Annotated in this window: 24 protein-coding genes; 14 read left to right on the forward strand and 10 right to left on the reverse strand. The window is 68.4% G+C overall.

What is annotated here, in order from left to right; all coding sequences use genetic code 11:
- Positions 1-6: 6 nt before the first annotated feature.
- Both A9977_RS15275 and A9977_RS15280 read left to right on the forward strand, forming a co-directional pair.
- Complete coding sequence (locus A9977_RS15275; RefSeq protein WP_183025713.1) at positions 7-1,029, forward strand: succinylglutamate desuccinylase/aspartoacylase family protein; 1,023 nt, start codon at positions 7-9, stop codon at positions 1,027-1,029.
- Positions 1,026-1,985, forward strand: a complete 960-nt coding sequence (locus A9977_RS15280; RefSeq protein ID WP_183025714.1) for a threonine/serine dehydratase — start codon at positions 1,026-1,028, stop codon at positions 1,983-1,985. The genes A9977_RS15275 and A9977_RS15280 overlap by 4 nt, the downstream gene beginning before the upstream one ends.
- A 36-nt stretch (positions 1,986-2,021) precedes the next feature.
- On the opposite strand, the gene A9977_RS15285 is transcribed toward A9977_RS15280, so the two are convergent.
- From A9977_RS15285 to A9977_RS15295, 3 genes are all read right to left on the reverse strand, one after another.
- On the reverse strand, positions 2,022-3,350 hold the full coding sequence (locus A9977_RS15285) for an MFS transporter (RefSeq protein ID WP_183025715.1): 1,329 nt from the start codon (positions 3,348-3,350) through the stop codon (positions 2,022-2,024).
- Entirely contained in the window at positions 3,347-4,114 is a 768-nt protein-coding gene (locus A9977_RS15290; RefSeq protein ID WP_183025716.1) for an alpha/beta fold hydrolase, read from the reverse strand. Before A9977_RS15290 ends, A9977_RS15285 begins: the two co-directional genes overlap by 4 nt.
- A 147-nt stretch (positions 4,115-4,261) precedes the next feature.
- Positions 4,262-4,489, reverse strand: a complete 228-nt coding sequence (locus A9977_RS15295) for a hypothetical protein (protein WP_183025717.1) — start codon at positions 4,487-4,489, stop codon at positions 4,262-4,264.
- A gap of 354 nt (positions 4,490-4,843) precedes the next feature.
- On the opposite strand from A9977_RS15295, the gene A9977_RS15300 reads away from it, so the two are divergent.
- From A9977_RS15300 to A9977_RS15350, 11 genes are all read left to right on the forward strand, one after another.
- Entirely contained in the window at positions 4,844-5,800 is a 957-nt protein-coding gene (locus tag A9977_RS15300; protein ID WP_183025718.1) for an ABC transporter permease, read from the forward strand.
- A gap of 11 nt (positions 5,801-5,811) precedes the next feature.
- Positions 5,812-6,729, forward strand: coding sequence for an ABC transporter permease (locus A9977_RS15305; protein WP_259651981.1), 918 nt, complete (start codon positions 5,812-5,814; stop codon positions 6,727-6,729).
- 44 nt (positions 6,730-6,773) lie between these two features.
- A complete protein-coding gene (locus A9977_RS15310; protein WP_183025720.1) occupies positions 6,774-8,471 on the forward strand; it encodes an ABC transporter substrate-binding protein in 1,698 nt (565 codons plus the stop codon).
- A gap of 67 nt (positions 8,472-8,538) precedes the next feature.
- Positions 8,539-9,507: an ABC transporter ATP-binding protein gene (locus A9977_RS15315; protein ID WP_183025721.1), complete on the forward strand. Its 969-nt coding sequence runs from the start codon at positions 8,539-8,541 to the stop codon at positions 9,505-9,507.
- A 40-nt stretch (positions 9,508-9,547) separates the two neighbouring features.
- A complete protein-coding gene (locus tag A9977_RS15320; protein ID WP_183025722.1) occupies positions 9,548-10,525 on the forward strand; it encodes an ABC transporter ATP-binding protein in 978 nt (325 codons plus the stop codon).
- Positions 10,526-10,545: 20 nt separating this feature from the next.
- On the forward strand, positions 10,546-12,291 hold the full coding sequence (locus tag A9977_RS15325; protein WP_183025723.1) for a long-chain-fatty-acid--CoA ligase: 1,746 nt from the start codon (positions 10,546-10,548) through the stop codon (positions 12,289-12,291).
- A gap of 144 nt (positions 12,292-12,435) precedes the next feature.
- A complete protein-coding gene (locus A9977_RS15330) occupies positions 12,436-13,638 on the forward strand; it encodes an acetyl-CoA C-acyltransferase (protein ID WP_183025724.1) in 1,203 nt (400 codons plus the stop codon).
- A gap of 26 nt (positions 13,639-13,664) precedes the next feature.
- Complete coding sequence (locus A9977_RS15335; RefSeq protein WP_183025725.1) at positions 13,665-15,755, forward strand: 3-hydroxyacyl-CoA dehydrogenase NAD-binding domain-containing protein; 2,091 nt, start codon at positions 13,665-13,667, stop codon at positions 15,753-15,755.
- A gap of 84 nt (positions 15,756-15,839) precedes the next feature.
- Positions 15,840-17,033 carry an acyl-CoA dehydrogenase family protein gene (locus tag A9977_RS15340; RefSeq protein WP_183025726.1) on the forward strand — a complete coding sequence of 398 codons (1,194 nt, stop codon included), beginning with the start codon at positions 15,840-15,842 and terminating at the stop codon, positions 17,031-17,033.
- Between the two features lie 10 nt (positions 17,034-17,043).
- Positions 17,044-18,180, forward strand: a complete 1,137-nt coding sequence (locus A9977_RS15345) for an acyl-CoA dehydrogenase family protein (RefSeq protein WP_183025727.1) — start codon at positions 17,044-17,046, stop codon at positions 18,178-18,180.
- A gap of 128 nt (positions 18,181-18,308) precedes the next feature.
- A complete protein-coding gene (locus A9977_RS15350) occupies positions 18,309-19,355 on the forward strand; it encodes a porin (RefSeq protein ID WP_183025728.1) in 1,047 nt (348 codons plus the stop codon).
- Between the two features lie 80 nt (positions 19,356-19,435).
- Here A9977_RS15350 and A9977_RS15355 read toward each other — a convergent pair whose 3' ends face one another.
- The 5 genes from A9977_RS15355 to A9977_RS15375 all read right to left on the reverse strand — a co-directional run bounded on the left by A9977_RS15355 (position 19,436) and on the right by A9977_RS15375 (position 23,345).
- A complete protein-coding gene (locus A9977_RS15355; protein WP_183025729.1) occupies positions 19,436-20,674 on the reverse strand; it encodes a TetR/AcrR family transcriptional regulator in 1,239 nt (412 codons plus the stop codon).
- 120 nt (positions 20,675-20,794) lie between these two features.
- Positions 20,795-21,469 (reverse strand): alpha/beta fold hydrolase, encoded by a 675-nt coding sequence (locus A9977_RS15360; RefSeq protein ID WP_183025730.1) that lies wholly within the window; start codon positions 21,467-21,469, stop codon positions 20,795-20,797.
- Positions 21,466-22,446 carry an alpha/beta fold hydrolase gene (locus tag A9977_RS15365; RefSeq protein WP_259651982.1) on the reverse strand — a complete coding sequence of 327 codons (981 nt, stop codon included), beginning with the start codon at positions 22,444-22,446 and terminating at the stop codon, positions 21,466-21,468. The genes A9977_RS15360 and A9977_RS15365 overlap by 4 nt, the downstream gene beginning before the upstream one ends.
- Before the next feature lie 381 nt (positions 22,447-22,827).
- On the reverse strand, positions 22,828-23,115 hold the full coding sequence (locus tag A9977_RS15370) for a hypothetical protein (RefSeq protein ID WP_220811808.1): 288 nt from the start codon (positions 23,113-23,115) through the stop codon (positions 22,828-22,830).
- The gene (locus A9977_RS15375; RefSeq protein ID WP_183025732.1) at positions 23,112-23,345 is read right to left on the reverse strand and encodes a hypothetical protein; all 234 of its coding nucleotides are present in this window, start codon (positions 23,343-23,345) and stop codon (positions 23,112-23,114) included. Before A9977_RS15375 ends, A9977_RS15370 begins: the two co-directional genes overlap by 4 nt.
- Positions 23,346-23,407: 62 nt before the next feature.
- Here A9977_RS15375 and A9977_RS15380 point away from each other — a divergent pair, with 62 nt between their 5' ends.
- A complete protein-coding gene (locus A9977_RS15380) occupies positions 23,408-23,593 on the forward strand; it encodes a hypothetical protein (RefSeq protein ID WP_183025733.1) in 186 nt (61 codons plus the stop codon).
- Positions 23,594-23,650: 57 nt separating this feature from the next.
- Here the strand turns inward: A9977_RS15380 and A9977_RS15385 are convergent, their stop codons facing one another.
- Positions 23,651-24,487 (reverse strand): enoyl-CoA hydratase/isomerase family protein, encoded by an 837-nt coding sequence (locus A9977_RS15385; RefSeq protein WP_183025734.1) that lies wholly within the window; start codon positions 24,485-24,487, stop codon positions 23,651-23,653.
- Between the two features lie 11 nt (positions 24,488-24,498).
- On the reverse strand, positions 24,499-26,613 hold the full coding sequence (locus tag A9977_RS15390; RefSeq protein ID WP_220811810.1) for an acetate--CoA ligase family protein: 2,115 nt from the start codon (positions 26,611-26,613) through the stop codon (positions 24,499-24,501).
- Between the last annotated feature and the right edge of the window lie 15 nt (positions 26,614-26,628).

Below are 26,628 nucleotides of genomic sequence, written 5' to 3' on the forward strand. Positions count from 1 at the left end.
CGGCCAGTGAGCGAGCGCGGAACCACCGTCTTCACGGACATCGACTGGGCACGGCCCGGCAAGCAGGTCGGCCATGCATGGCTGCCGCATTCGGGGCACGCCGATGCCTGGGGCGCGGTGGCGCTTCCGCTGGCGGTCATCGGGAACGGCGAGGGCCCGACCGTGCTCGTGACCGGCGCCATCCACGGCGACGAGTACGAAGGCCCGATCGTCATCAACGAACTGATCCGCGCCCTCGAGCCTTCACAGGTCAAGGGCCGGCTGATCCTCATGCCCGCGGCCAACGCGCCGGCGCTGCGCGCGGCCTCGCGCGTGAGCCCGCTGGACGGCAAGAACCTGGCGCGCGTGTTCCCGGGCGATCCCTACGGCACGCCGACCGAGCAGATCGCCGCCTTCATCCACGACACCCTCTTTCCGCTGTGCGACGCCTATGTCGACCTGCATGCGGGCGGCAGTTCGCTGTTCATCGACGAAAGCGCCCAGGTCGTGGTCACGCCGACGCTCGATCCGGCCGTGCGCGCGCGCGCCGAGGACATGGCGCGCTGGTTCGGCGCCAAGCTCACGGTCATCACCGACAACATGGGCGATCCGCGCACCAGTTGCGGCGCGGCGGCCCATCTGGGCCTGGCGGCCATCGCCGCCGAGATGGGGGAGAACGGCAGCGTCTCGCCGCAGGGCGTGAAGCGCACGCGCGAATGCCTTGCGCGCGTGCTGGCGCGGCTGGGCGTCGTGCCGGCGGCCCTGGCGGCCGAGCCGCCGCCAAGCCGGCGCGTGCGCATCGTGCCGCGCGGGGGCAACCTGCTGTCGCCTGGCGACGGGTACTTCGAGCCGCTGCACGGCCTGGGCGACACGGTGGCCGCGGGCGATGTCGCGGGCTACCTGCATTCGCTGACCGAGCCTGCGCTGACGCCACGCGCGTTGCGCTTCGCCGCCAGCGGCAGCATCTACTCGCAGCGCACCTTCGGCATCACGCACCAGGGCAACAGCCTCTGCGTGCTGGTCGAGGACGATGCCGAGGCGGCCGCATGAGCGCCGAAGCCTTGCCCATCGTCCTCGAGGACTACCTCGCCGCCCATGCCCGCGTGGCGCCCTTCATCCGCAAGACGCCGCTGGTGCCGGCCCACCCCTGGCTGCCGGGCGATGCGAGCCAGGTCCGGTTCAAGGCCGAATGCCAGCAGGTCACCGGTTCCTTCAAGGCACGCGGCGCCTTCAACCGGGTCCTCAACCTGCCCGACGACGTGCGCCGCCAGGGCCTGGCCACCGCCTCGGGCGGCAATTTCGGCGCCGCCGTGGCCTACGTGGGCAAGACCCTGGGCCTGCCGGCCAATGTGTTCGTGATGAACACCAGCACGCCGATCACGCGCGCCCGCATCCAGAGCCACGGCGCCAGGCTCACGGTGCACGGCGATTTCTGGGACCAGAGCTGGGACGCCGCCGGCGCCAACGTCGCCGAACACGGCGGTGCGCTGCTGCACCCCTATGCCGACCGCGACGTGGTGATCGGGCAGGGCACGACCGCGCTCGAGATCATCGACGAATGGCCCGAGGTGGAGACCCTGGTGGTGGCGATCGGCGGGGGTGGCCTGCTGGCCGGCATCGCGCAGGCCGCGAAACTGCGCAAGCCGTCGATCCGTGTGATCGGCGTGGAGGCCGCGGGCTGCCCGACGCTGTTCACCTGCCGCGCCGAAGGCCGCATCGTCAAGCTCGAGAACGTGAAGACGATCGTGCCGATCCTGGCCGCGCGCTCGACCGAGCCGCTCAACTTCGACCTGATCGAGCGCTATGTCGACGAGATCGTGCTGGTCGATGAATCGGTAATCGAGAACGCCGCGCGCGATGCGTGGCGGCATGCCGGGCTCGCGATCGAACTCGGTGCCGCCACGGCCGTGGCCGCCGTGACCGAGCGCTGCTTCGCCCGGCGGGACGACGAAAGGATCGCGGTCGTGCTGTGCGGCAGCGGCAGCGACGGGATGCCGCGCGACTGAAATCCGCACACGGCCGCGGCGACGGGGCAGGGTGCCTCAGCGGGCCTGCAGCTCGCGCTCGCGCCGCAGCCGGTAGCGGGGCTCCTCGATGCGCGAGACCATGACCACGGCGAGCGTCTTGAAGCACAGCGCCATCCAGAAGATCGGCGCGTAGCCCAGCTGGGTGGCGATCAGGCCGCCGAGCAGCGGCCCGAAGGCCATCATCAGGTGCGAGGCGGTGTCGGACACCGCGATCAGCATGGGCAGCTCGTGCGCCTTGCCGAACTCGAGCACGAAGTTCTGCGACGCCACCTGGTAGCCGCCGAAGCCCGCGCCCAGGCCGCAGAAGGCCAGGATGAAGGCCGGCATGGTGGCCCCCAGGATCAGCAGCAGTGTCGCGCCCGACCACACGCCCACGCTCAGCATGAACACCAGCCGGTAGCCGCGGCGGTCGGCGATCTTGCCCCACAGCAGGTTGCTGATCGTCTGCGACAGCAGGAAGGCCAGCGAAAAGTAGCCCAGCGCGGCGCCCGACAGGCTCACGAAGTTGCCCACGTGCAGGATGTAGAAGGGCACGGCCGAGGTGCCGAGCGCGGCCAGCGCGCGGGCGAAGAAGAAGCGCCGGTAGTGCGGGTCGGCCCGCAGCAGCGCCGGCACCTCGGTCAGGCGCTGGCGCAGGCTCGACGGTGCGGCCCGCACCGACAGCGACTTGGGCTCGCGCACGAAGGTCAGGGCGCTGATGCCCACGCTGGTGAGCACGAAGGCCAGCATGAAGGTCGAGCCATAGCCGCTGCCGAAGGCGTTGGAGCCCACGAGGTATTCACCGCCCAGGTAGGCCACGCCCGAAGCCGTGAGCCCGCCGAGGAAGTTGCGCATGCCCGTGAGCCGCCCGCGCTGGTTGACCGGGATCACCTTGGACATCAGCACGCTGAAGGTCACGCCCTGCATGCCGCCGAAGAATCCGAACAGCGCCAGGAAGATGCAGGCGGTGCTCAGGGCCCAGGAGCCCGACAGCAGGAAGGCGCTGAGCGCGAGGCCCAGGATCTGCAGCCGCATGAGCCAGCCGACCGAATACACCACCCGCATCACGTGGTTGCGGTGCTCGATCAGCGTGGCGCCCCAGATGGAGGACAGCGCCATGCCGATGAACTGCGCCCCCAGCGCCAGGCCGACCGCGACCTTGGAGCCCGAGAGCATGTAGATGTAGGCGGGCACGAAGGTGGGGGCGCTCATGAGCCGGAAGCCCGTCATGCCGAGCATGCCGTGCGCGAGGTTGGCGGCGAAGTTGCGCGGCAGGTCGCGCATCACCTGCTCGTTGTAGAGCGCCTCGTCGCTGGCCGAGCCGTCGATCGTCGCGGCGGCGCTGGGGGTGTCGGGCTTGTTCATGGGGTGGTGGCGTGGCGCGAGGCGGTGGCGAAGGTGTGCATGGCGTCGGTGGGCGTGAGGGATGGGCAGTCCAGGAGGTCGGCGACCGCCCGCAGCCATGGCGGCCGCTCGCGGCTGCAGATGGCGATGGGATGGGGCAGGGGGGAATGCCGCGTGGCGAGCCGCGCGAAGTGCGACGCGTACTCGGGCGGCCGTGCATCGGTGGCGAGCTCGGCGATGGCGAAGGGGTCGGGCGGAGCGGGCTGGGTGGTGTCGACCAGCGGGATGTAGGGGGTGGAGGCGCTGCAGGTGCCGGCCATGCCTGGGCCGTCGAGCAGGAGGGCGCCGAGCACGAGTTCGGGTCGGCCGCCGGCGATGAGCAGGGCGATGTAGGCGCCGAGGCCGCGGCCGCAGACGGTGGCGGGGCCGAGGTGTGCGAGGGCGATGTCGACGTCGCCCATGAGGACCTCGCAGCTGTAGCCGCCGCCGGCGGGGATCGAGGATTGTCCGTGGCCGGTGAAGTCGAGGGCGTGGACGGCACCGGGCCAGCCCTCGTGGGTGAAGGCGGGGTGTGCGGCGTGGGACTCGCCCAGGCCGTGCAGCAGCAGCAGGGGGTGGGCGTCGGGCTGCGAGGCGGGGCGCAGCTGGTGCAGGGCCAGGCGGATGCGCCCGTGCGCGAGGAATTCGGTCGTCTGGATCGGCCCGGCATGTCCTGCGGGGCGCGCGCCGCTCCTGGGCGCTGCGATGTCCATGTCGATCGCCATCGAGGGTGATGCGGAAATCATGTTGTCGGTATGTTCCTGGTGGCGGGGGTGCGGCCCGATCGACAAAAACCGTTCGCGAACAAGCACTTGCCACGCCTCTTTTCTCTTTGTGCCTGCTCTGGGTACGGAGAAGTTTGACGGGTACGTTAATTTGTTTGTTCGGTATGGTCATTGGAATGCTAGCACGGCTTCTGAAAGAGCGCTCGGCAAGACTTCAATGACGAAAGTTGCCAATGTACGAGCGCCTTGCTTGTTGGGTCGATGAAAGGCGCTGGCAGCGTTTTGCAGATTCGATCCGGTGACTTTTGGGAATTGTGGTGTGTATTTTTTTCTTCGAATGAAGGTGAAAAACGGCCTATGGCGGTATTGCTGCGCTGCAAAAATCGCCTGATTCATAGGGGGATACCCTGGAAACTGGGCTGAGAGGCTCGATTGGTTTGACCGATTTAGTGGTCTCGGTATGATTCTTTCATCGAGCTTGCCCGTGCTGCCGGATCGGCCCCTGCCGGTTGGCGATGCAGATTGGCTTTCTCGGTACGTTCCCTCCCAAGGGGCCCGCGATGGGGCAGCAACCGGCGATGGGGTGACGCGCTTCGCCGGTGGTTCGAAAGAAGTACAGGAGACAAATGGTGAGCACTGAATCAACGCGGGCCGGTGAACGGCTCCCTGCCGCAAGACGACGGCGCCGGGACGACGGCCCGAGGGCCGCGCCTCGTTCCTCCCGCATCCGACCCGGCGGCAGGTGAGGCCATGCAGACCTACATCCTGAGACGCCTCCTGGCCCTGCTGCCCACGCTGTTCATCGCCAGCGTGATCGTGTTCGTGATCGTCCGCATGGTGCCGGGCGACGTGGTCGACCTGATGCTGAGCCAGAACGACGCCGGCTCCAACAACCTGACCCGCGAGCAGCTGCTCGAGACCCTGGGCCTGGACAAGCCCATGTGGAAGCAGTACGGCATCTGGATCGGCGACCTGACCTTGCGCGGCGACCTCGGTCACTCCCTGTGGCAGGGCGATTCGGTGCTGAGCATGATCGCGACGCGCCTGCCCGTGACCTTCGAGCTGGGCCTGCTGGCCATGGTCATCGCGCTCAGCGTGGCGATCCCGGTGGGCGTGTACTCGGCCGTGAAGCAGGACGCCGCGGGCGACTACATCGCGCGCTCCTTCTCGCTGCTGATGCTGGCGGTGCCCAGCTTCTGGGTCGGCACGATGGTCACGGTCTTCCCCTCGATCTGGTGGGGCTGGTCGCCCGAGATCCACTTCATGCCCTTCCGCGAGGACCCGCTGCAGAACCTCAAGCAGATGCTCATCCCGGCCGTGATCCTGGGCCTGTCGCTGTCGGCCATCACCATGCGCATGACGCGCACCATGATGCTCGAGGTGCTGCGCCAGGACTACATCCGCACCGCGCGCGCCAAGGGCCTCAAGGAAACGCTGATCCTCACCCGCCATGCGGTGCGCAACGGCCTGATCCCGGTGATCACGCTGATCGGCAGCCAGGCGCCGATCCTGATCGGCGGCGCCGTGATCCTCGAGCAGATCTTCGTGCTGCCCGGCATGGGGATGCTGCTGCTCGACGCGGTCAACCAGCGCGACTACCCGGTGGTCACCGGCGTGTTCTTCGTGGTCGGCCTGACCGTGATGTTGATCAACCTGCTGGTCGACCTGAGCTACGGCCTGATCGATCCCAAAGTGAGGCAGCGCTAATGGAAGCCAAGATGCAAGCCCATCCCGCCGCGACGGTGGCGCCCGTCGTGCCCGCCGGTCGCCCCGCGAAGGCGAAGAGAAGCCAGCTGGGCTGGTTCGTGCGCAAGCTGTTCCGCGAGAAGCGCCTGGGCGCGGCCGGTGCGGTGATCGCGCTGGTGTTCCTGTTCTTCGGCCTGTTCGCCAACCTGCTCGCGCCCTACGGCATGAACGAGGTGGACATGGGCGCACGGCTGCAGGCGCCGTCGTGGGGTCATCCCTTCGGCACCGACAACCTCGGCCGCGACCTGCTGTCGCGCTGCATCTACGGGGCGCAGATCTCGGTCGTCATCGGCCTGACGGTGGCGGCGATCTCCACCTTCATCTCGGCGGCCATCGGCATCGTCTCGGGCTACTTCGGCGGCAAGGTCGACATGGTGGTGCAGCGCTTCGTCGACGCCTGGATGAGCTTTCCCGGCCTGATCGTGCTGATCGTGGTGGCCTCGGTGTTCGGCTCGGGCATCACGCAGATCATCGTCACGCTGGGCCTGCTGATCGGCATCGGCGGCTCGCGCATCGTGCGCAGCGCGGTGGTCTCGGTGCGGGAGGACATGTACATCCACGCCGCCAAGTCCATCGGCGCCTCGGCCCCGCGCATCCTCTGGCGCCACGTGCTGCCCAACGTGATCGCGCCGCTGATCGTGCTGTTCACCTCCAGCGTGGGCACGGCCATCCTGGCCGAGTCGGGCCTGTCCTTCCTGGGCCTGGGCGTGCCGCCGCCGTACCCGACCTGGGGCGGGATGCTCTCCGGCAACGGCCGCACCTACATGCTGCAGGGGCCCTGGCTCGCCTTGGCGCCCGGCCTGTGCCTGACCTTGGTCGTCTACGCGATCAACGTGTTCGGCGATGCGCTGCGCGACATGCTCGATCCACGGATGCGCGGCTCGCGCTGAGCCCCCGCACCCCACCCCCAAAAAACCAGAAGGAGACACAGGCAATGAAGATGATCAGGACTTTGCTCGCAGGCCTCACGGGCATGGCGTTGGCCTCGGTGGCCGGTCAGGCGATGGCGCAGGCCGACACGCCGAAGTACGGCGGAACGCTCGATGTGGCCACCACCAGCACCGGCGTCACCACCCTGTCGTGGGACCTGGCCGACTGGCAGGCCACGCTGCAGACCCGCGACACCGGCCAGTTCTACGAGCAACTGTTCTCGGTCGACCTGGGCAAGGCCAAGAGCCGCGGCGGCAAGTACCCCTTCACCATCAGCGGCTGGCAGCCCAGCGACGCGATCCGCGGCGAGCTGGCCGAGAGCTGGCAATGGGTCACGCCGCTGGTGCTGGAGATCAAGCTGCGCAAGGGCGTGAAGTTCCCGGCCAAGGCGGGCGTGATGCCCGAGCGCGAGCTCACCGCCGAAGACGTGGTGTTCAGCTTCAACCGCATGAACACCAGCGCGAAGAAGACCCAGGGCTACTACGACCACATCGACAAGGTCAGCGCCAAGGACAAGGACACGGTGGTCTTCACCTTCAACAAGTTCCTGGCCGACTGGGACTACCGTTTCGGCAACGGCTTCTTCTCGGGCATCGTGCCCAAGGAAGTGGTGGATGCGGGCCCGGGCAACTGGAAGAACGTCAACGGCACCGGCCCCTTCATGCTCGGCAACGTGGCGCAGGGCAACTCGCTGACCTTTGTCAAGAACCCGGTGTACTGGGACAAGGAAACCATCAACGGCACCGCCTACAAGCTGCCCTTCGTCGACAAGCTGGTCCACCGCGTGATCAAGGACGAGGCCACGCAGCAGGCCGCGCTGCGCACCGGCAAGCTCGACATCCTGTCCTCGATCTCCTCCGAGGCGGCCAAGGAACTCAAGAAGACCGCGCCGCAGGTCAAGTGGAACCGCTGGCTCAGCACCTCGGCCGCGCGCGTCGCGCTGCGGGTCGACACCAAGCCCTTCACCGACGTGCGGGTGCGCCGCGCGCTCAACATGGCGGTGAACAAGCAGGAGGTGATCGACAAGTTCTACGGCGGCGAGGCCGAGATGTTCGTGTTCCCGATGCATCCGGAATACGTGGGCTACCACACGCCGCTCAAGGACATGCCGCCCGCGGTGCAGGAGCTGTTCACGTACGACCCGGCCAAGGCCAAGAAGCTGCTAGCCGAGGCCGGCTACCCCAAGGGCTTCGCCTTCAAGATGCAGATCTGCACCTGCAACGCCGAGCAGATGGAGCTGATGCCGCTGGTCGCGGCCTACCTCGAGATGGTGAACGTGAAGATGGAGATCGTGCCGATGGAGTACGGCGCGCACCTGTCGGCCATGACCAGCCACACCAACGGCGCGGGCTACCTGACCACCATCCCCGACGTCAACCCGACCACCTCGCTGCGCATCAACTACGGCAAGGGCCAGGTCTACAACGCGCCGATGTGGGACGACCCCAGGTTCGACGCCCGCGTGGTCGAGGCGCTGGGCGAGCGCGACGAGGCCAAGCGCCAGCAGATCCTGCGCGAGAGCACGGCCTTCATCCTCGAGCAGGCGCCGGCCATCTGGATGCCCGCGCCGTACCGCTACACCGCCTGGTGGCCCTGGGTGCGCAACTACGGCGGCGAGCTCTTCGTCGGCGCGGGGCGCAACGCGCCGATCCATGCCCGGGTCTGGATCGACCAGGACATGAAGAAAAAGATGGGTTTCTGATCCGCACGAGCCCCGACCGCAGCGCCGCCGGCGCTGCGCCAGCCCACGATCGATAAAGGAAGCCACCATGGCCACTCCCGTTCTGCAGGTCAGAAACCTCACCACCCGCTTCAGGACCGAACGCGGCATGGTCACCGCGGTCGACGGCGTCTCGTTCGACGTGAACGCCGGCGAGACGCTGGCCATCGTCGGCGAGTCCGGCTCGGGCAAGAGCGTGACCGCGATGTCCATCCTGCGCCTGATCGCCTCGCCCCCGGGGCGCATCGAGCGCGGCGAGATTTTGTTCGACGGCCAGGACCTGCTCAAGCTCAGCGACGAGGAGATGCGCGCGGTGCGCGGCAACCGCATCGCGATGATCTTCCAGGACTCGATGTCTTCGCTCAACCCGTCGATCACCATCGGCAAGCAGATCGCGGAGCCGATCAACCTGCACCGCAACGCCTCCTGGGCCGAGGCCTACCGCAATGCCCGCGACCTGCTAGGCATGGTGCAGATCCCCGATGCACAGAGCCGGCTGTCGGCCTACCCGCACCAGTTCTCGGGCGGCATGCGCCAGCGCGCCATGATCGCGATGGCGCTGGCCTGCGACCCGCGGCTGATCATCGCGGACGAGCCGACCACCGCGCTCGACGTGACGGTGCAGGCCCAGATTCTCGACCTGCTCAAGCAGCTCACGCGCAAGGCCCAGACCTCGATGATCCTGATCACCCACGACATGGGTGTGGTCGCGCGCTACGCCGACCGGGTGGCCGTGATGTACGGCGGGCGCATCGTGGAGCAGGGCCCGGCGCGCGAGATCTTCAACCGGCCGACCCATCCCTACACCCGCGGCCTCCTGGCCTCGATCCCGCGCATCGACAGCGACACCGACCAGCCGCTGCAGGCCATCGAGGGCATGCCGCCCGACCTGTCGGCGCTGCCCGCGGGCTGCGCCTTCGGCCCGCGCTGCCGGCAGGCCACGGCCGAATGCGCCGCGGCTCGCCCGCCGCTGACGGCCGTCGGCGAATCCCATCTCAAGGCCTGCTTCAACACCTGAAGCACCTGGTCCCGGTTCCAACCCATCCGAAGAAGGCGTTATGGAAGACATCCTGAAAGTCGAAAACCTGCAGATCCACTTTCCCGTGATGAAGGGAGTGGTGTTCAAGAAGCAGGTCGCCACGGTCAAGGCCGTGGACGGCGTGTCGTTCTCGGTCAAGCGCGGCGAGACCTTGGGCGTGGTGGGCGAGAGCGGTTGCGGCAAGTCCACCACCGGGCTGGCGCTGATGCACATGCTCGCCACCACCAGCGGCCGCATCCTGTTCGAAGGGCAGGACGTGACCAGCTTCACGCGCGACCAGGTCAAGCAGTTCCGCCGCCGCGTGCAGATGGTCTACCAGGACCCCTACGGCTCGCTCAACCCGCGCATGAAGGTGCGCGACATCATCGGCGAACCGCTCGAGGTGCACGGCCTGGACAAGGACCGCGAGAAGTACGACCAGCGCATCGCCGAACTGCTGCGCATGGTCGGGCTGCTGCCGGACATGGCCGACCGCTATGCGCACGAGTTCTCGGGCGGGCAGCGCCAGCGCATCGGCATCGCGCGCGCGCTGGCGCTCGAGCCCAGCCTGATCGTCTGCGACGAGCCGGTGTCGGCGCTCGACGTGTCGATCCAGGCCCAGGTGATCAACATCTTCAAGAGCCTGCAGAAGCGCCTGGGCCTGACCTATGTCTTCATCGCCCACGACCTGGCGGTGGTGCGCCACATCAGCGACCGCATCGCCGTGATGTACCTGGGCCGCGTGGTCGAGATCGCCTCGCGCGACGACCTCTACAAGGCACCCAAGCATCCCTACACCCAGGCCCTGCTGTCGGCGGTGCCGGTGGCCGACGTGGACGCCGAGCGCGACAAGGAGCGCATCGTGCTCAAGGGCGAGATCCCGAGCCCGCTGCGCATCCCCTCGGGCTGCCGCTTCCACACCCGCTGCCCGGCCGCGATGGACAAGTGCAAGACGCAGGACCCGGCCATGAGCGAGCACGGCGGCGGCCATGCCGTGGCCTGCCACCTGTACGCGTGAACACCCCCAACGGAGACCCCATGCCTGCCCAGACCTTTCCCGAGTTCAGCACCAACTACCCGCTGCTGCTGACCACCTTCATGAAGCGACCGGTGCGCTACTACCCCGACCAGATCGGCGTGGTCTACCGCAACCACGTCAGCGGCGACTACCAGCGCTTCACCTGGCGCGCCTGGTACGAGCGCGTGTGCCAGCTGGCGCATGCGCTGCAGGGCCGGCTCCAGATCCAGCCGGGCACGCCCGGCGCGCTGGGCGACCGCGTGGGCACCATGGCCTACAACACCCACCGCCACCTCGAGCTCTACTACGCCGTGCCCTGCATCGGTGCCACGCTGCACCCGATCAACATCCGGCTGTCCGAGGACCACATCGTCTACACGATCAACCACGCGCAGGACGCGGTGATCTTCGTCGACGACGTGGTGCTGCCGCTGCTGGAGAACATCTACGAGCGCATCAAGGACACGGTGAAGGTCTTCGTCTACATGTCGGACAAGCCCGGCCTGCCCGAGAGCAAGCTGCCCAACCTGATCGAGTACGAGACGCTGATCGCGGGCGAAGCCAAGACTTTCGACTGGCCCTACCTGGCCGAGGACACCGTCGCCACGCTGTGCTACACGACCGGCACCACCGGCCAGCCCAAGGGCGCGAACTTCACCCACCGCCAGCTCTACCTGATGACGCTGCACGGCATGGCGCGCCAGAGCATCGTCAACACGCCGGGCTTCGTCGCGGTCGAGCGGCTGGGCGAGAACGCGGTGCCCATGCTCAACACGCCGCTGTTCCACATCCACGGCTGGGGCGCGCCCTTCACCACGGTGTTCAGCGCGCAGAAGGTGGTGCTGCCCGGCACCTTCACCGTGCGCGGCTTCTGCGAGCTGGTCGACCGCGAGAAGGTCACCTCGGTGGGCATCGTGCCGACCATCGCGGCCATGCTGCTGGAGTTCAAGGACTTCGACAAGTACGACCTGAGCAGCCTGGTCAACGTGGGCGTGGGCGGCGGCGCGCTGCCGCTGGGCCTGAAGACCAAGCTCGAGAAGGCGATCCCGCATTTCCGCGCGGGCTCGGGCTACGGCATGACCGAGACCGCGCCGGTGTCGATCGGCGCCTTCGTCAAGAAGCACATGGTGCAGTGGCCCAAGGAGGCGATCGACGAGGTGATGGTCAAAACCGGGCTGCCGTCGCTGGGCCTCGAGGTCGAGGTGGTCGACGGCCAGGGCGTGCCCGTGCCGTGGGACAACAAGACCGTGGGCGAGATCGTGATCCGCGGCCCCTGGGTGATGAAGGAATACTACAAGGCGCCCGAGCGCACCGCCGAGGTCTGGTACGACGGCTGGTTCCACACCGGCGACCTGGCCAAGGTCGACGAGGAGGGCTTCGTGATCATCGCCGACCGCCTCAAGGACGTGATCCGCAGCGGCGCCGAGATGGTGCCCACGGTGCTGCTCGAGAACCTGATCGCCATGGCCGATTTCGTGGTCGAGGCGGCGGTGGTCGGCGTGCCCGACCCGGTCTGGGGCGAGGTGCCGATGGCGCTGGTGAGCCTGCGCCCGGGCTCTGACGCGACCGAGAACGACGTGGTCGACTTCCTGGTCACGCACGGCGTCGACACCGGGAAGATCACCAAGTGGATGCTGCCGCGGCTGGTGGCGATCACGCCGGCGATCCCCAAGACCAGTGTCGGCAAGTACAACAAGAAGGCCATCCGGGACAACCTGCAGCAGTTCCTCGCGACCGCCAAGGACACCTCCCGCCAGCCAGCCTAAGCGTTTCATGGCGGGCCGAGAGGTCCGTCCTTTTTCCACTCAGCGATGGTTTTTCAAGGCGCCCCGCGCGGGCGCCGGGGAGGCCTTGCGCCGAATTTCTCTGATCGACGTTTTTTCTCATTCATTGATTGACAGGAGCCAGACATGCGTGAAGCCGTGATCGTTTCGACCGCCCGTACCCCCATCGGCAAGGCCTTTCGGGGTGCGTTCAACAACACCCAGGCGCAGGAGCTCGGCGCGCATGCGATCTCGCATGCGGTCCAGCGCGCCGACATCGACCCCGCCTTGATCGAGGACGTGGTGATGGGCTGCGCGGCCCAGCAGGGCACCAGCGGCGGCAACACCGCGCGCCAGAGCCTGCTGCGCGCGGGCCTGCCGCAGACCGTCGCGGGCATGACCATCGACCGCATGTGCTCCTCGGGCCTGATGGGCATCGCCACCGCCGCCAAGCAGATCGTGGTCGACGGCATGCAGGTGACCGTGGGCGGCGGGCTGGAGTCGATCTCGCTGGTGCAGTCGGGCAAGCCCAACACGCACCGGGCGCGCGACCCTTACCTGCAGGCCAACATCCCGCAGCTCTACATGGCGATGATCGAGACGGCCGAGATCGTGGCCGAGCGCTACGGCATCTCGCGCGAGGAGCAGGACGCCTACGCGGTCGAGTCGCAGGCCCGCACCGCGCAGGCGCAGCGCGAGAAGCGCTTCGACGCCGAGATCGCGCCCATGTCGACGGTGATGACGCTCACCGACAAGGTCTCGGGCGCGGTGTCGGAGAAGCCCATGACCATCTCGGCCGACGAAGGCAACCGCCCCGGCACCACGCTGGAAGACCTGCAGAAGCTCAACCCGGTGTTCAAGGACGGCCAGGTGGTCAAGCAGGGCCGCTTCATCACCGCGGGCAATGCCTCGCAGCTGTCCGACGGCGCCTCGGCCATGGTGCTGATGGAGGCCCAGGAGGCCGAGCGCCGCGGCATGGCGCCGCTGGGCGCCTACCGCGGCATGGCCGTGGCCGGCTGCAACCCCGACGAGATGGGCATCGGGCCGGTGTTCGCGATCCCGAAGCTGCTCAAGCTGCACGGCCTGTCGATCGACGACATCGGCATCTGGGAGCTCAACGAGGCCTTCGCCTGCCAGGTGCTCTATTGCCGCGACAAGCTGGGCATCCCGAACGAGCGGCTCAACGTCTCGGGCGGCTCGATCTCCATCGGCCATCCCTTCGGCATGTCGGGCGCGCGCATGGCAGGCCATGTGCTGATCGAGGGCAAGCGCCGCGGCGCCAAGTACGGCGTGGTGACGATGTGCGTCGGCGGCGGCATGGGCGCGGCCGGGCTGTTCGAGATCTATTGAGCGACCGCATTCCACAGGAGACATCCATGGCGAAGATCAACAACGTGACGAGCTATTCCACCATCGACGGCGTCGGTGTGATCGTGCTCGATTCCCCGCCCGTCAACGCGCTGTCGGCGGCGGTGCGCGACGGCATCCACACCGCGGCGCAGTCGGCGATCGCCGACCCCGCGGTGACGGCGATCGTGCTGCGCTGCGACGGCAGCACCTTCATCGCCGGCGCCGACATCACCGAGTTCGGCAAGCCACCGAGCGGCGTGGGCCTGGCCGAGGTGCTGCGCGTGCTGGAGGATTCCCCCAAGCCGGTGGTGGCCGCGATCCACGGCACGGCGCTGGGCGGCGGGCTCGAGACCGCGCTGGTGTGCCACTACCGGATCGCCGTGCCCAGCGCGCGCATGGGCCTGCCCGAAGTGAACATCGGCCTGCTGCCCGGCGCGGGCGGCACGCAGCGGCTGCCGCGCATCGTCGGGCCCGAGGTGGCGCTGGAGCTGATCACCTCGGGTGCGATGGTCAAGGCCGCCGACGCGCTGCAGAGCGGGCTGATCGACGAGCTCGCGCCGGAAGACGACCTGCAGGGCGCGGCGATCGCGCTGGCCCGGCGCGTGGTGGCCGAGAAGCGGCCGCTGCGCAAGGTGCGCGACCTGAACGAGAAGGTCGAGGCCGCGCGTGCGCGCCCCGAGATCTTCGACGCCTTCCGCCGGACCAACGCGAAGAAGTTTCGCGGCTTCGAGGCGCCCGAGAAGATCGTGCAGTGCATCGAGGCCGCGGTGCGCCTGCCTTTCGAAGAGGGCCTGCAGCTCGAGCGCCGGCTGTTCGCCGAACTGCTCAAGGGCGAGCAGTCGGCCGCGCAGCGCCACTACTTCTTCGCCTCGCGCCAGGCCTGGCAGGTGCCCGGACTGGCGAAGGACGCGGCGATCCTGCCGGTCAGGACGGTGGGCGTGATCGGCGCCGGCACCATGGGCGCGGGCATCGCGATGAACTTCCTCAACGTGGGCATCCCGGTCCACATCGTCGAGACCCGGCAGGAGGCGCTGGACCGCGGCCTGAAGACCATTCGCACCAACTACGAGAACACCGCCAAGAAGGGGCGGCTCAAGGTCGAGGCGATCGAACAGCGCATGGCGCTGGTCAGCGGCTCGCTGGCGCTGGAAGACCTGGCGCAGAGCGACCTGGTGATCGAGGCGGTGTTCGAGAACATGGAGGTGAAGAAGGACATCTTCGGCCGGCTCGACCGCATCGCCAAGCCCGGCGCCATCCTGGCGTCGAACACCTCGGCGCTGGACCTGAACCAGATCGCCTCGGCCACCATGCGGCCCGAATCGGTGATCGGCCTGCACTTCTTCTCGCCGGCCAACGTGATGAAGCTGCTGGAAGTGGTGCGCGGCGACCAGACCTCCGACAGCGTGATCGCCACCTCGATGCAGCTGGCGAAGAAGATCGGCAAGGTGGCGGTGCTGGTGGGCGTGTGCCAGGGCTTCGTCGGCAACCGCATCCTGGCGCAGCGCCAGCGCGAGGCCAACCAGCTGATCCTCGAGGGCGCGATGCCCTGGGCGGTCGACCGCGTGCTCTACGGCTTCGGCTTCCCGATGGGGCCGTTCGCGATGAGCGACCTGGCCGGCCTGGACCTGGGCTGGAACAGGGAGAAGTCCTCGGGCTCGACCCTGCGCGAGGTGCTGTGCGAGATGGACCGGCGCGGCCAGAAGACCGGCGCCGGCTTCTACGACTACGACGAGAAGCGCACGGCCGTGCCGTCGAAGCTGGTCGAGGACGCGATCCGCGCCTTCGCGCAGAAGAAGGGCATCGCCACGCGCGAGATCTCCGACGAGGAGATCCTCGAGCGCTGCATCTACCCGATGGTCAACGAGGGCGCCAAGATCCTGGAGGAGGGCATCGCGATCCGCGCTTCGGACATCGACGTGGTCTGGGTCAACGGCTACGGCTGGCCGGTCTACCGCGGCGGCCCGATGGCCTACGGCGACGCCGTGGGCCTGCCCAAGGTGCTGGCCAAGATGCAGGAGTTCGAGTCCCGCTACGGGCCGCAGTTCAAGCCCTCGAAATTGCTCGAGGAACTGGTGGCCAGCGGCCGCAGGTTCAGTGACCTGAACACCACGAAATAAGTCCACGCAACGTCCGCTTCAGAGACGGCCTTCGGGCCGCCTCCGGGGAAGGCTTTGCCCAATTTTTCAACCAAGGAGTCGATCATGGATCTGGAGTACAAAGAGGAAGACCTTCGTTTTCGCGAAGAAGTGCAGACCTTCTTTCGCGAGAACGTGCCCAAGGAGCTCAGCGACAAGGTGCGCGCGCGCCGCCACCTGCAGCGCGAGGACGCGGTGCGCTGGCACAAGATCCTGGCCAAGAAGGGCTGGATCGCGCCGGGCTGGCCGGTGCAGTACGGCGGCACCGGCTGGAGCGCGATGCAGCGCCACATCTGGGCCGAGGAGTACGCGCTGGCCTATGCGCCGCCCACCCTGTCCTTCGGCCTGAACCTGCTGGCGCCGGTGCTGCTGGGCTTCGCCAGCGAGGAGCAGAAGCAGCACTACCTGCCGCGCATCTACAACGCCGAGGACTGGTGGTGCCAGGGCTACTCGGAGCCGGGCGCGGGCTCGGACCTGGCCTCGCTCAAGACCCGCGCGGTGCGCCAGGGCGACCACTACATCGTCGACGGCCAGAAGACCTGGACCACCCTGGGCCAGCACGCCGACATGATCTTCTGCCTGGTGCGCACCAGCACCGAAGGCACCAAGCAGTCGGGCATCTCCTTCCTGCTGATCGACATGAAGACGCCGGGCATCACGGTGCGCCCGATCATCACGCTGGACGAGGCGCACGAGGTCAACGAGGTCTTCTTCGACAACGTGAAGGTGCCGGTGGCCAACCTGATCGGCGAGGAGAACAAGGGCTGGACCTACGCCAAGTACCTGCTGGGCCACGAACGCACCGGCATCGCCGCCATCGGCAATTCCAAGCGCGAGCTCAAGGTGCTCAAGCGCCGCGCCACCCAGGCGCAGCGCAACGGAAAGCCGCTGCTGCAGGACCCGCATTTCGCCGCCCGCATCGCCGACGTCGAGATCGAACTGATGGCGCTGGAGATGACCGCGCTGGGCCTGGTGGCCGACGGCGCGAGCAGCAAGATCGGCCCCGAGGCCTCGCTGCTCAAGGTCAAGGGCACCGAGATCTCGCAGGCGATCAGCGAGATGCAGCTCGAGGCCGCCGGCCCGGGCGGGCTGGCCTTCGACCCCGAGTACCTCGACGGCAAGCGCGCGCATGCCATCACCGGCCAGGACGACATCGCGCCGCTGGCCGCGCACTACTTCAACCTGCGAAAGATCACGATCTTCGGTGGCTCCAACGAGGTCCAGCGCAACGTGATTTCCAAAATGATTCTGGGCCTTTAAGGAGACGACCATGGACTTCCGCCTTTCCGAAGAACAGCAGCAGTTTTCCGACTCGCTGCGCCGCTGGATCGAAAAAGACTACGCCTTCGAGGCCCGCCAGAAGATCATCCATTCCGAGACCGGCACCTCCGCCTCGGCCTATGCCGCGCTGGCCGAACTCGGTGCGCTCGCGCTCGCGGTGCCCGAGGACGCGGGCGGCATGGGGGGCAGCTCCGAGGACCTGATGATCGTGATGAAGGAGATCGGCCGCGGCCTGGTGGTCGAGCCCTATTTCGCGACCGTGCTCGCGGCCGAGTTCCTCAAGCTCGGCGGCGCCCACCCGGCGCTGCTGGAGCGCGTGGCCACGGGCGACGTCAAGCTGGCCTGCGCGCTCAACGAGAACGGCGCCGACCACGAGCTGTCCAACATCGGCACGCTCGCGCGCCAGGACGGCGAGGGCTTCGTGCTCGACGGCGCCAAGTGCGCGGTGGTGCACGGCGGCCAGGCCGAGGGCTTCGTGGTGTCGGTGCGCACCGCCGGCGAGAAGCGCGACCAAGCGGGCATCACGCTGCTGTACGTGCCGCGCAATACGCCGGGCCTGACGGTCACCGACTACCGCACCTTCGACGGCCAGCGCGGCGCCGACCTGCGCTTCGAGAAGGTGCGCGTCGCCGCGTCGGATGCCATCGGTCCGGTGGGGCAGGGCTGGGAGACCCTGGAGGCCGTGACCGACTTCGGCGTGGCGCTGCTGTGTGCCGAGGCGGTCGGCGCGATCGAGGCGGCCAACGCGCTCACGCTCGACTACCTCAAGACGCGCAAGCAGTTCGGCGTGCCGATCGGCACCTTCCAGGTGCTGCAGCACCGCATGGCCGACATGTACATCCATCAGGAGCAGGCCCGGTCGATCACGATCCTGGCCGCGGTCAAGGTCCAGACCGCCTCGGCGGCCGAGCGGCGCAAGCTGGTCTCGGCGGCCAAGGTGCGCGTGGGCAAGGCTTTGAAATTCGTCGGCCAACAGGCCGTTCAGATGCACGGCGGAATGGGCATGACCAACGAGATGTCCATCTCACATTACTTCAAGCGGCTGACCGCCATTGAGATGACGCTGGGCAACACCGACTTCCACCGGAGTCGCTTCATCAGTCAGCCCGAGTTCGCGGCGCACTGATTTTTTTCTCGTTGTCACGCGGCTGGGCCAGCGCCCGGGAAGACCGCGAGTGCGGAAGCGCTTGCTGGGCTTTCCGGGGCTGGCCTTTGTCCATTTGTTCGCATCGATTTCAGTCAAGGAATTTCGTGATGAAGAAAATGGTGGTGACTTGGATGGTGTTGGCGGCCTCGGCCGGCGCTGCGCACGCGCAGTCGTCGATCAGGTTCTCCGGCTCCGTCTACGGTGGGTTGGGTCTCAACAGCGGAGGGGATGGCGTGGTGCGCACGGCACTGACCGGCCCCTCGTCCTTCATGTTCAGCGGCCGGGAGGACCTGGGCGGCGGGCTGGCGGCGATCTTCAAGCTCGAGAACGGCTTCAATGCCGACACGGGCACGATGGCCAGCGCGACGAGCTTCTTCGACAAGCAGGCCTTCGTCGGGCTGCAGGGGCCGTGGGGCACGGTGCGCGCGGGCCGGGTCTACACGCCGGCCTTCGCCACGCTGGCGCTGGTGGCCGACCCCAGCGGCACCTACTCGGTGCTGACCAGCACGAACCTGATGGAAAGCCATGGCGTGCGGCTCAACAACGGCGTGATCTACAACACGCCGGGCTTCGACCCCTGGACCTATGCGCGCAGCGGCTTCTACGGCGCGGTGGCGCATTACTTCGGGGAGTCGACCGAGGGCAGTTCGCGCAACAACGCGACCGGCTGGAACGTGGGCTACGGCGAGGGACCGCTGGTGGTTGAGCTGTCGCACCAGGCGACCAACGCCTACACCTCGGTGACGCAGGACGTGGACTCGCGCAGCACCATCGTGGCGGCCAACTACGACTTCGACGTCGCGCGGGCCTACATCGCGTACTCGGAGAACTCGGCGCGCAACGCCGTGGGCGGCATCAGGACCAAGGACAACAACGACCTGCTGCTCGGGGTCTACATCCCGATCGGGGTGTCGGCGGTGACCGTCTCCTACGTGCGCAAGAACGACAAGATGCCGGTCAACAACGATGCGTCGGTGATCGGTGCGACCTACGACTACTTCCTGTCGAAGCGCACCAAGTTCACCGTCGGCTACGCCAAGCTGCACAAGAAGAACCCGGCGAGTCCGCAACGGCTGGCCAACGGCTACACCGGCACGACCGCGGCCAATGGCGGCACCTCGGCGGTGACGCTGGGCATCACGCACCGGTTCTAGAACCGCTCTTCCGCCGGCATTCCGATCCAGGTCTGCCGGCGGTCTTCCGAGCCGGCGTCAGGCCCGCCCGGTCGCGCGGCTCATTCGTTGCATATGCCGTAGAAGAGCGGCTTCAGGTAGAGCGTGAGCGCTTCGCTCTTCTGGGAGCCGGGCACCCATCGGTCCAGCGTCATGGCGCCGTTGATCATCCCGACCACCATCCAGGCCGCGATGGCCTGGTGCGTGGGGCGCAGCGAGCCGTCCATCATGCCGGTGGCCAGGAAGTCCATGACCGTCTGCGTGAGCTGGCGCAGCGGCTGCACCTGGTCGTAGAACTGGCTGAGGTTCGAGAGCTCGGTCCAGGCGGTGATGCGCAGCAAGGGCCCGCGCGGCGAGAAATGGTGGCTGACCAGCGAGCGCGCCAGTGCGGCCAGCTTGTCCCCACCCGTGCCTTCGCCGCTCAGCGCGGCCGCCTGCATGCCCTCGACCACCGCCAGCGTGCGGCTCACGCATTCGGCGAACAGGTCGTCCTTGCTCGGGATGTGGTGATAGAAGGAGCCCTTGGTCACGCTCATGCGCGCCGAGATCCGGTCGATCGACGCGCCGTTGTAGCCCACCTCGTTGACCAGGCCGATCGCCGCCGCGAGGAAGCCGGGGTTCGAGGGCTCGGGCAGGCTGATCGAGGACACGCGCTGGTCCAGCTCGGTCGGCGCCCACACCGTGCCGGGCGCGACCAGGCCGTTGATCAGCACGTCGCACATGTAGGCGGCCACGCGTTCGTAGGAAGAAACGCTGAAGTTGGGCAGCCAGGTGCGGGTCCACAAGGTGGAGGTCAGCAGCAGGTGCGTGCGCGCGTTCAGCGACATCCGGTTCTCGGAGGTGACCGGGCCGGTGGCCAGCAGGCTGCGCACGCGCCGGAACATGTCGCTGTAGCCCGAGAAGATGATCTTGGTGTACGAGGCGTCGAGCTCGCCCACGTCGCGGAAGGACATCATGGCCGGATAGCGGCCCTCGGTGGCGGCGGCGACCCTCTTCCAGCGCTCCATCACGAACCGGGTCACGCGCTCCTCGGGCGTGGCGGCCGTAGCGCACTGGCTGGCGATCGTCGAGATGGTGCTGGTCGTGTGCATCAGGCACTCGAAGACCAGGTCTTCCTTCTTCTTGAAGTAGTAGGTGATGCTGTTGGTGCTCAGCCCCACCTGCGTCGCCACTTCCGCGAGCGTCGTGCCCTTGAGGCCGTTCTCGTCGAACAGCTTGGCCGCGGCATCGAGGATGGCCTCGCGCTTTTGTTTGTAGCGTCCCGTCATGCGGTCGCCGGCTTCAGCGGATGGTGAGTGCATGGTCGCGAGTGGAGGGCGTGGCGGTCGGATGCCGGCTGCTGCGGCGGCGGCGGTGAGGCGGCATTCTAGGGGCGCCGCCGCGGGCCGCCTGGGGAAGGGGATGCGCAGCGATGGCCGGCCTCAGGCATGCGAGGGGTGGCGCGGCGCGGCCGCGTAGGCGCGCCATGCGCCCTGCGGCGCGATGGGCTGGCAGCCCAGCAGGTCCATCACCGCCCGCAGCCAGGGCGGCTGCTCGCGCGTGCAGACCGTGATCGGGTGCGGCAGGTGCGAGCGCTGCGAGGCCAGGTGGGCGAAGTGCGACGCGTACTCGGGCGGCCGTGCATCGGTGGCGAGCTCGGCGATGGCGAAGGGGTCGGGCGGAGCGGGCTGGGTGGTGTCGACCAGCGGGATGTAGGGGGTGGAGGCGCTGCAGGTGCCGGCCATGCCGGGGCCGTCGAGCAGGAGGGCGCCGAGCACGAGCTCGGGTCGACCACCGGCGATGAGCAGGGCGATGTAGGCGCCCAGGCCGCGGCCGCAGACGGTGGCGGGGCCGAGGTGTGCGAGGGCGATGTCGACGTCGCCCATGAGGACCTCGCAGCTGTAGCCGCCGCCGGCGGGGATGGAGGATTGTCCGTGGCCGGTGAAGTCGAGGGCGTGGACGGCACCGGGCCAGCCCTCGTGGGTGAAGGCGGGGTGTGCGGCGTGGGACTCGCCCAGGCCGTGCAGCAGCAGCAGGGGGTGGGCGTCGGGCTGCGTGGCGGGGCGCAGCTGGTGCAGGGCCAGGCGGATGCGACCGTGCGCGAGGAACTCGGTCATGGGCGAAGCAGGAAGTCGGTGACGAGCTCGGCGGTTTCGCGCGGGCGCTCGATGTGGATGAAATGCCCGGTGTCGGGCATCGCGATGCCGCGCGCCGAAGGAGGCAGGTAGGGCGCGAGGTCCTCGAGGTGGCAGTCCCAGCCCATGGGTTCGTCGACCGTGCTGAAGAGCGCCAGCAGCGGCACCGGGAAGCCGGGCAGCCGGTCGGTCATCCAGCGCGAGCGCATGGCACCGAAGCCGCCGGGCCGGATGGCCGGGTCGAGCTTCCAGCGCCAGCCTTCGGCATCGTGCTGCGCGCCCTGCGTGACCAGGTAGCACAGCCATTCATGGCTCAACCGCGGGTTCATGCGCGCGCGGCGGCGCGCGATCTCCTGCAGCGGCGAGGGCTTGCGCGCGGCCGAGCCGGCCGTGTGGCGATGGGCCAGCCAGCTGCTGATGATCTCGGGCGACATGTAGCGCCGCTCGTGCATCGCGGTGTCGGGGTGCGGGCTGCGAAAGGGCATGCCGTCGATGCACGCGAAGCGCGTGAAGCGGTGCGGCAGCGCCTCGATGGCATGGATCAGCAGCGAGCCGCCCTTGCTGTGGCCGATCACCGGCATCGGCTGGCGGGTGATCGAATCGGCCACCGTCAGCAGGTCGCGCTCGTCGGCGACCCAGCCGTAGAGCGCCGCATGCGAGGAGTCGCCATGGCCGCGCTGGTCGTAGGCCACCACGCGGAAGCCGGCGTCGGCGATCAGCGGCGCGAACACGTCGAAGGTGCGCGCGAAGTCGAGCGCGCCATGCACCAGCAGCACCGGGGGGGCGTCGGGCGCCCCCCATTCATAGCAGGCCAGGCTCACGCCGTGGGCGTCGACACGGCGTTGCCGGTCGGGCGCGCGGGCGCCCGGAAAGTCGAAGAAACGTGCGTCCTCCGAGGCCATGGCCGGCGGCGGGGACGGCGGTTCGATCACTGCCGCGGACTGGGTGAAAGAAGGCATGTGTGGGGTTGGTGGTATGGACGACTCTGAGCGAGAGTCTCGCATGAAAATCAAATGAAATTGATGATTGTGAGTGCGGCAATACTCGTAATTTACTCGATGAGTACGATTATTGGTGTTGATGGTATGGAACTATTTGGCATTCTGCAAATGCCATGGCGCGCTCCGCCGCGCATCGGGCGATGCGGCGGGGCGTGTGGGATCAGGGGGCGTGCGCCGACCGGGCGTCGGGAAGCGGCGGGCTGCGCCGTGACCGTTGGCCAGGGGCTGCCACAAGAGGGGGATGGGGCGCTGCCTGGAGAGGCAGGCCGATGGTGGGAGTGCTTCCCTGGGCGGCTTCAGCGGGCCGCCCGGAAATACGGAAGGACGGAAGGGGCGGACTCAGCCCGGTCGAACCTCGAAGTAGGCCTCGTCGGCGCCGCCCAGGTCCCGGAAGCCGGCCATCCTGGCCTTCTCGTAGGCCTTGGGCCAGGCGCTGGCCAGGGCGAGCTCGTCCGCCGACAGTTCGTCGGCGCCCGATTCCGAGGCGTTCATGTAGGCCTTCAGCACCTGGCCGAGGTCCTCGCCCAGGGCTTTCTCCAGGGCGATGCGGAAGCGTTTCTCGGCGGTGGCGATGCCTTCGGGCGGCAGGCCCGGAAATTCCCGGAGCCGGATGGTGGTTTCGATCATGAGGGGTCCTTGGGTTGGAATCGGCGCGCGGCGTCGGCCGCCACGATCTCCACCGGCCCGATGCCGGCGTAGACGAGCTGGCCGCTGTCGCGCTCCACGATGCGCACCCGCTCGCCCCGGGTGCTCAGCACGTAGCATTCCGGCGCCAGGTCGAGCCGGATCTCCTCGGTCAGGGCCGGTCCGAGCCAGGACGGCAGCCGCAGCAGGGTGAGGTGGGGGCGATCGGTCATGCAGTGACAATGAATTGTGAAATTGACTGTATGAATATACAGCTTTTCGCTAAACTCACGCCATGAATTCCATACCCGAAACCGAATGGATCGCGGCCTGCGCGCACCGGCTGCAGCGGCACTGGCGAAGCGTCGATCCCCTGGAACTGGAGGCGCTGGCCGCCGAGCTCGCGCACGACGAACGCCTGCGCGCGATGCTGCCGACCCTGGCGGCCGGCGAGTGGTTGAAGCCGATCGAGCAGGCCTGAGGGCGGGGTGCCGATGGCGCGCCGGCCGCGAGCCTCCCGGCGCGACGCCCAGTCCGCTCAGGCCACGGCGAACTTCTCGTCGCGCCACTTGAACGCGGCCTTGAGCCCGCGCTCCTGCGCGATGCCGAAGAACTCGCGCTTCTCCTGCGAATCGAGCAGGTGGATCAGCGCGAACATCTCCGCGCCGTAGTCGATGGTCGACTGGAAGCCGCGCATCTCGTAGCTGCGGTTGAGCGTCTGCTTGTTCATCTGCATCGCATCGGGCGCGATCATCGAGAACCGCAGCGCCAGCTTCTGCGCCTCTTCCAGCAGCGTGGCCGCGGGCACCACGCGCGTCGCCAGGCCGGCCTCGCGCGCCTCGTGCGCGCCGATGCGGTCGCCCGTGAGCATCAGTTCCTTGGTCTTCTTCATGCCCACGATCCACGGCATGATCATCAGCGGCGGGGCCGACTGGAACTGGATCTCGGGTTCGCCGAACTGCGCATCGTCGGCCGCGAGCGTGATGTCGCAGGCCATCGACAGTTCGCAGCCGCCGCCCAGGCAGAAGCCGTTGACCGCCGCGATCACCGGCAGGCGGGAGCGCCAGATGCGCAGGAAGGTGTCGTTGCCCATGCGCGCATGCTCGCGCCAGTCCTGGACCGTGGTGAACGGCTTCTCGCGCGGGCTCAGGTCGAAGCCTGAACTGAAGGCGCGACCCTCGCCGGTAATGACCAGCGCGCGGATCTCCGGGTTCTGTTCGAGCGCGTCCAGCGCATGCTGCATCTCGAGCAGCAGATCGTCGCCCAGCGCGTTCATCTTGTCGGGCAGCGCCATCGTGAGGGTCGCGACCCAGCGGTCGATGTCGAGCCGGATGCAGCGGTAGGCGTGGGTGGTTTCGGAGGTCGGGAGGCTCATGGTTCTGGCTTTCAAGGTTGGCAGGGAACGATCAGCGCGTCGAGCGCGCAAGCGCCTTGCCCCTCGCGGAGCACGGCAACGGGGTTGAGTTCGATGGCTTCGATGACGTCGGCATAGGCCCGCGCGATCTCGCTCACGCGCACGACCATGGCCTCCAGCGCGGCCCGGTCCGCAGGCGGGGCGCCGCGGTAGCCGGCCAGCAGCCTGCTGGCGCGCGTGCGGTCGACCTGTTGGCTGGCCTGGGCGGCGCTCACAGGGGCGAGCGCGAAGGCGCTGTCGTTCATCAGCTCGACCAGCACGCCGCCGGCACCGACGACGATGCCCGGCCCGAAGGGGCGGTGCTGCGCCGAGCCGACGATGATCTCGATGCCGCCGCGCACCATCTCCTGCACCACGACGCCGTCGATCTGCGCGTCGGGCCGGTGCCGGCGCACGCTGTCGAGCATGCGGTCGAAGGCCTGTGCCACGGCCGCCGCGCTGTCCAGCGACAGCGCCACGCCGCCCACGTCGCTCTTGTGCGCGATGTCAGGCGAGTCGACCTTGAGCACCACCGGAAAACCGATCGCCTCAGCCGCGCGCACCGCGGCCTCGGCGGTGGCCGCGCTCGTTTCTCCGGTGGTTCGGACGCCGTGCTCTCGAAGGAAGCGCTTGGCTTCGCTTTCCGACAAGGGTGTTCCCTTGGCCAGGCGCGCATGCCAGGCGGGTTGCGCGTCGACGCCGGGGGCCAGCGCCGCGGGCGCGGGCGTCCAGCGGTGCCATTCGAGGTAGGCGCGGATCGCGACCAGCGCCGGGCGCGCACCCTGCAGCACCGGCACCGGCGTGCCCTGCAGCGGCGCGATGGTCACGGGGTGCAGCGGGCCGGCCACGTTGCTGTAGAAGACCACGGGCTTGGCGGTGCTGCGGTCGATCTCCGCGGTCGACTGCGCGAGCTTGCCGTAGCCGTGCGCCGCGCCGTCGCTCAGGCCGGCCGGGCAGTCCTGCGACACGGCCACCAGCCCGATCGCCGGGTCGTCGAGCAGCGCGCGCATGGCGTGCCGGTAGACCTGCGGATCGGACAGCGCGGCGCTCGTGGCGTCCAGCGGGTTGGCCGGCGTGGCGAAGGCGGGCAGGATCTGCGTCAGGGCCGTCTTGGTGGTCACGCCCAGCGGCGGCAGCTGCAGCCCCAATTCCTGCCCGAGGTCGCAGGTCAGCGCGACCTCGCCGCCGCTGATGTTGATCACGGCGAGGCCGTCGTTGGCGGGCGGCTTGCGCAGCGTGTCGAACAGCACGCAGGCTTCGACCAGTTCGTCGAGGTCGTCGACCACCACGATGCCGGCCTGCCGGAAGAACGCGCTGGCCGCCGTGTGCGAACTCGCGAGCGAGCCCGTGTGCGCGGCCGAGGCTGCCGCCCCCATGGCGGTGCGGCCGACCTTGAGCGCCACCACGGGCTTGCCGGCCGCGCGCATGCGCGCGACGGCCGCGGCCAGCCGGTCGGGCCGGCGCACGGTCTCGAGGAACAGGCAGGCCAGGCGTGTGCCCGGGTCCTGGGCGAAGTGCTCGAGGTAGTCCTCCGCATCGAGTCCCACGCTGTTGCCCATCGAAACCACCTGGTTCAACCCGAAGCGACCGGTGCCGCTGAGCGCGATGCAGGCCGAACCGGAGTGCGCGGCGATCGATACGCCGCCGCGCGGCGCATCGACGGCCAGCGGCGCGCTGTAGAGCGCGAAGCGGCGGTGCAGGTTGCGCACGCCCAGCACGTTGGGGCCGCAGACCTTCATGCCGCTGCGGTCGCAGAAATCGGCCAGCGCGCGCTGCAGCCGTTCGCCTTGCGCGCCGGTCTCGGCAAAGCCGCTGGCGAACACCACCGCGGCCTTGGTGCCGCGCGCGGCCGCCTGTTCGAGCACCGGCAGCACCTTGTCCGCGCCGAGCGCGATGGCCACGCATTCGGGGGCCTCGGGCAAGGCATCGAGCGTGGCATGGCAGGCCAGCCCCGCGAGCTGCGCTTCGCTCGGGTGGATGGGGTAGATGCGGCCTTCGTAGCCGCCGCGCAGCAGGTTGTCGAGCACGCGTTGTCCCAGCGCGCCGGCGCGCGGCGAGGCGCCGACGATGGCGACGGAGGACGGGTCCAGCAATGCGTTGAGCGTCATGGGGCGCTCCCCCCC

It is taken from the genome of Variovorax sp. UMC13 (genome assembly GCF_014170375.1).
Lineage (GTDB): Bacteria > Pseudomonadota > Gammaproteobacteria > Burkholderiales > Burkholderiaceae_C > Variovorax.

Excerpts from the sequence above, each read along its gene's own strand:
- A9977_RS15280 (WP_183025714.1), top strand. The coding sequence starts at position 1,026 with ATGAGCGCCGAAGCCTTGCCCATCGTCCTCGAGGACTACCTCGCCGCC.
- A9977_RS15285 (WP_183025715.1), bottom strand. The coding sequence starts at position 3,350 with ATGAACAAGCCCGACACCCCCAGCGCCGCCGCGACGATCGACGGCTCG.
- A9977_RS15290 (WP_183025716.1), bottom strand. The coding sequence starts at position 4,114 with ATGATTTCCGCATCACCCTCGATGGCGATCGACATGGACATCGCAGCG.
- A9977_RS15295 (WP_183025717.1), bottom strand. The coding sequence starts at position 4,489 with ATGAATCAGGCGATTTTTGCAGCGCAGCAATACCGCCATAGGCCGTTT.
- A9977_RS15300 (WP_183025718.1), top strand. The coding sequence starts at position 4,844 with ATGCAGACCTACATCCTGAGACGCCTCCTGGCCCTGCTGCCCACGCTG.
- A9977_RS15305 (WP_259651981.1), top strand. The coding sequence starts at position 5,812 with ATGCAAGCCCATCCCGCCGCGACGGTGGCGCCCGTCGTGCCCGCCGGT.
- A9977_RS15310 (WP_183025720.1), top strand. The coding sequence starts at position 6,774 with ATGAAGATGATCAGGACTTTGCTCGCAGGCCTCACGGGCATGGCGTTG.
- A9977_RS15315 (WP_183025721.1), top strand. The coding sequence starts at position 8,539 with ATGGCCACTCCCGTTCTGCAGGTCAGAAACCTCACCACCCGCTTCAGG.
- A9977_RS15320 (WP_183025722.1), top strand. The coding sequence starts at position 9,548 with ATGGAAGACATCCTGAAAGTCGAAAACCTGCAGATCCACTTTCCCGTG.
- A9977_RS15325 (WP_183025723.1), top strand. The coding sequence starts at position 10,546 with ATGCCTGCCCAGACCTTTCCCGAGTTCAGCACCAACTACCCGCTGCTG.
- A9977_RS15330 (WP_183025724.1), top strand. The coding sequence starts at position 12,436 with ATGCGTGAAGCCGTGATCGTTTCGACCGCCCGTACCCCCATCGGCAAG.
- A9977_RS15335 (WP_183025725.1), top strand. The coding sequence starts at position 13,665 with ATGGCGAAGATCAACAACGTGACGAGCTATTCCACCATCGACGGCGTC.
- A9977_RS15340 (WP_183025726.1), top strand. The coding sequence starts at position 15,840 with ATGGATCTGGAGTACAAAGAGGAAGACCTTCGTTTTCGCGAAGAAGTG.
- A9977_RS15345 (WP_183025727.1), top strand. The coding sequence starts at position 17,044 with ATGGACTTCCGCCTTTCCGAAGAACAGCAGCAGTTTTCCGACTCGCTG.
- A9977_RS15350 (WP_183025728.1), top strand. The coding sequence starts at position 18,309 with ATGAAGAAAATGGTGGTGACTTGGATGGTGTTGGCGGCCTCGGCCGGC.
- A9977_RS15355 (WP_183025729.1), bottom strand. The coding sequence starts at position 20,674 with ATGCACTCACCATCCGCTGAAGCCGGCGACCGCATGACGGGACGCTAC.
- A9977_RS15360 (WP_183025730.1), bottom strand. The coding sequence starts at position 21,469 with ATGACCGAGTTCCTCGCGCACGGTCGCATCCGCCTGGCCCTGCACCAG.
- A9977_RS15365 (WP_259651982.1), bottom strand. The coding sequence starts at position 22,446 with ATGCCTTCTTTCACCCAGTCCGCGGCAGTGATCGAACCGCCGTCCCCG.
- A9977_RS15370 (WP_220811808.1), bottom strand. The coding sequence starts at position 23,115 with ATGATCGAAACCACCATCCGGCTCCGGGAATTTCCGGGCCTGCCGCCC.
- A9977_RS15375 (WP_183025732.1), bottom strand. The coding sequence starts at position 23,345 with ATGACCGATCGCCCCCACCTCACCCTGCTGCGGCTGCCGTCCTGGCTC.
- A9977_RS15380 (WP_183025733.1), top strand. The coding sequence starts at position 23,408 with ATGAATTCCATACCCGAAACCGAATGGATCGCGGCCTGCGCGCACCGG.
- A9977_RS15385 (WP_183025734.1), bottom strand. The coding sequence starts at position 24,487 with ATGAGCCTCCCGACCTCCGAAACCACCCACGCCTACCGCTGCATCCGG.
- A9977_RS15390 (WP_220811810.1), bottom strand. The coding sequence starts at position 26,613 with ATGACGCTCAACGCATTGCTGGACCCGTCCTCCGTCGCCATCGTCGGC.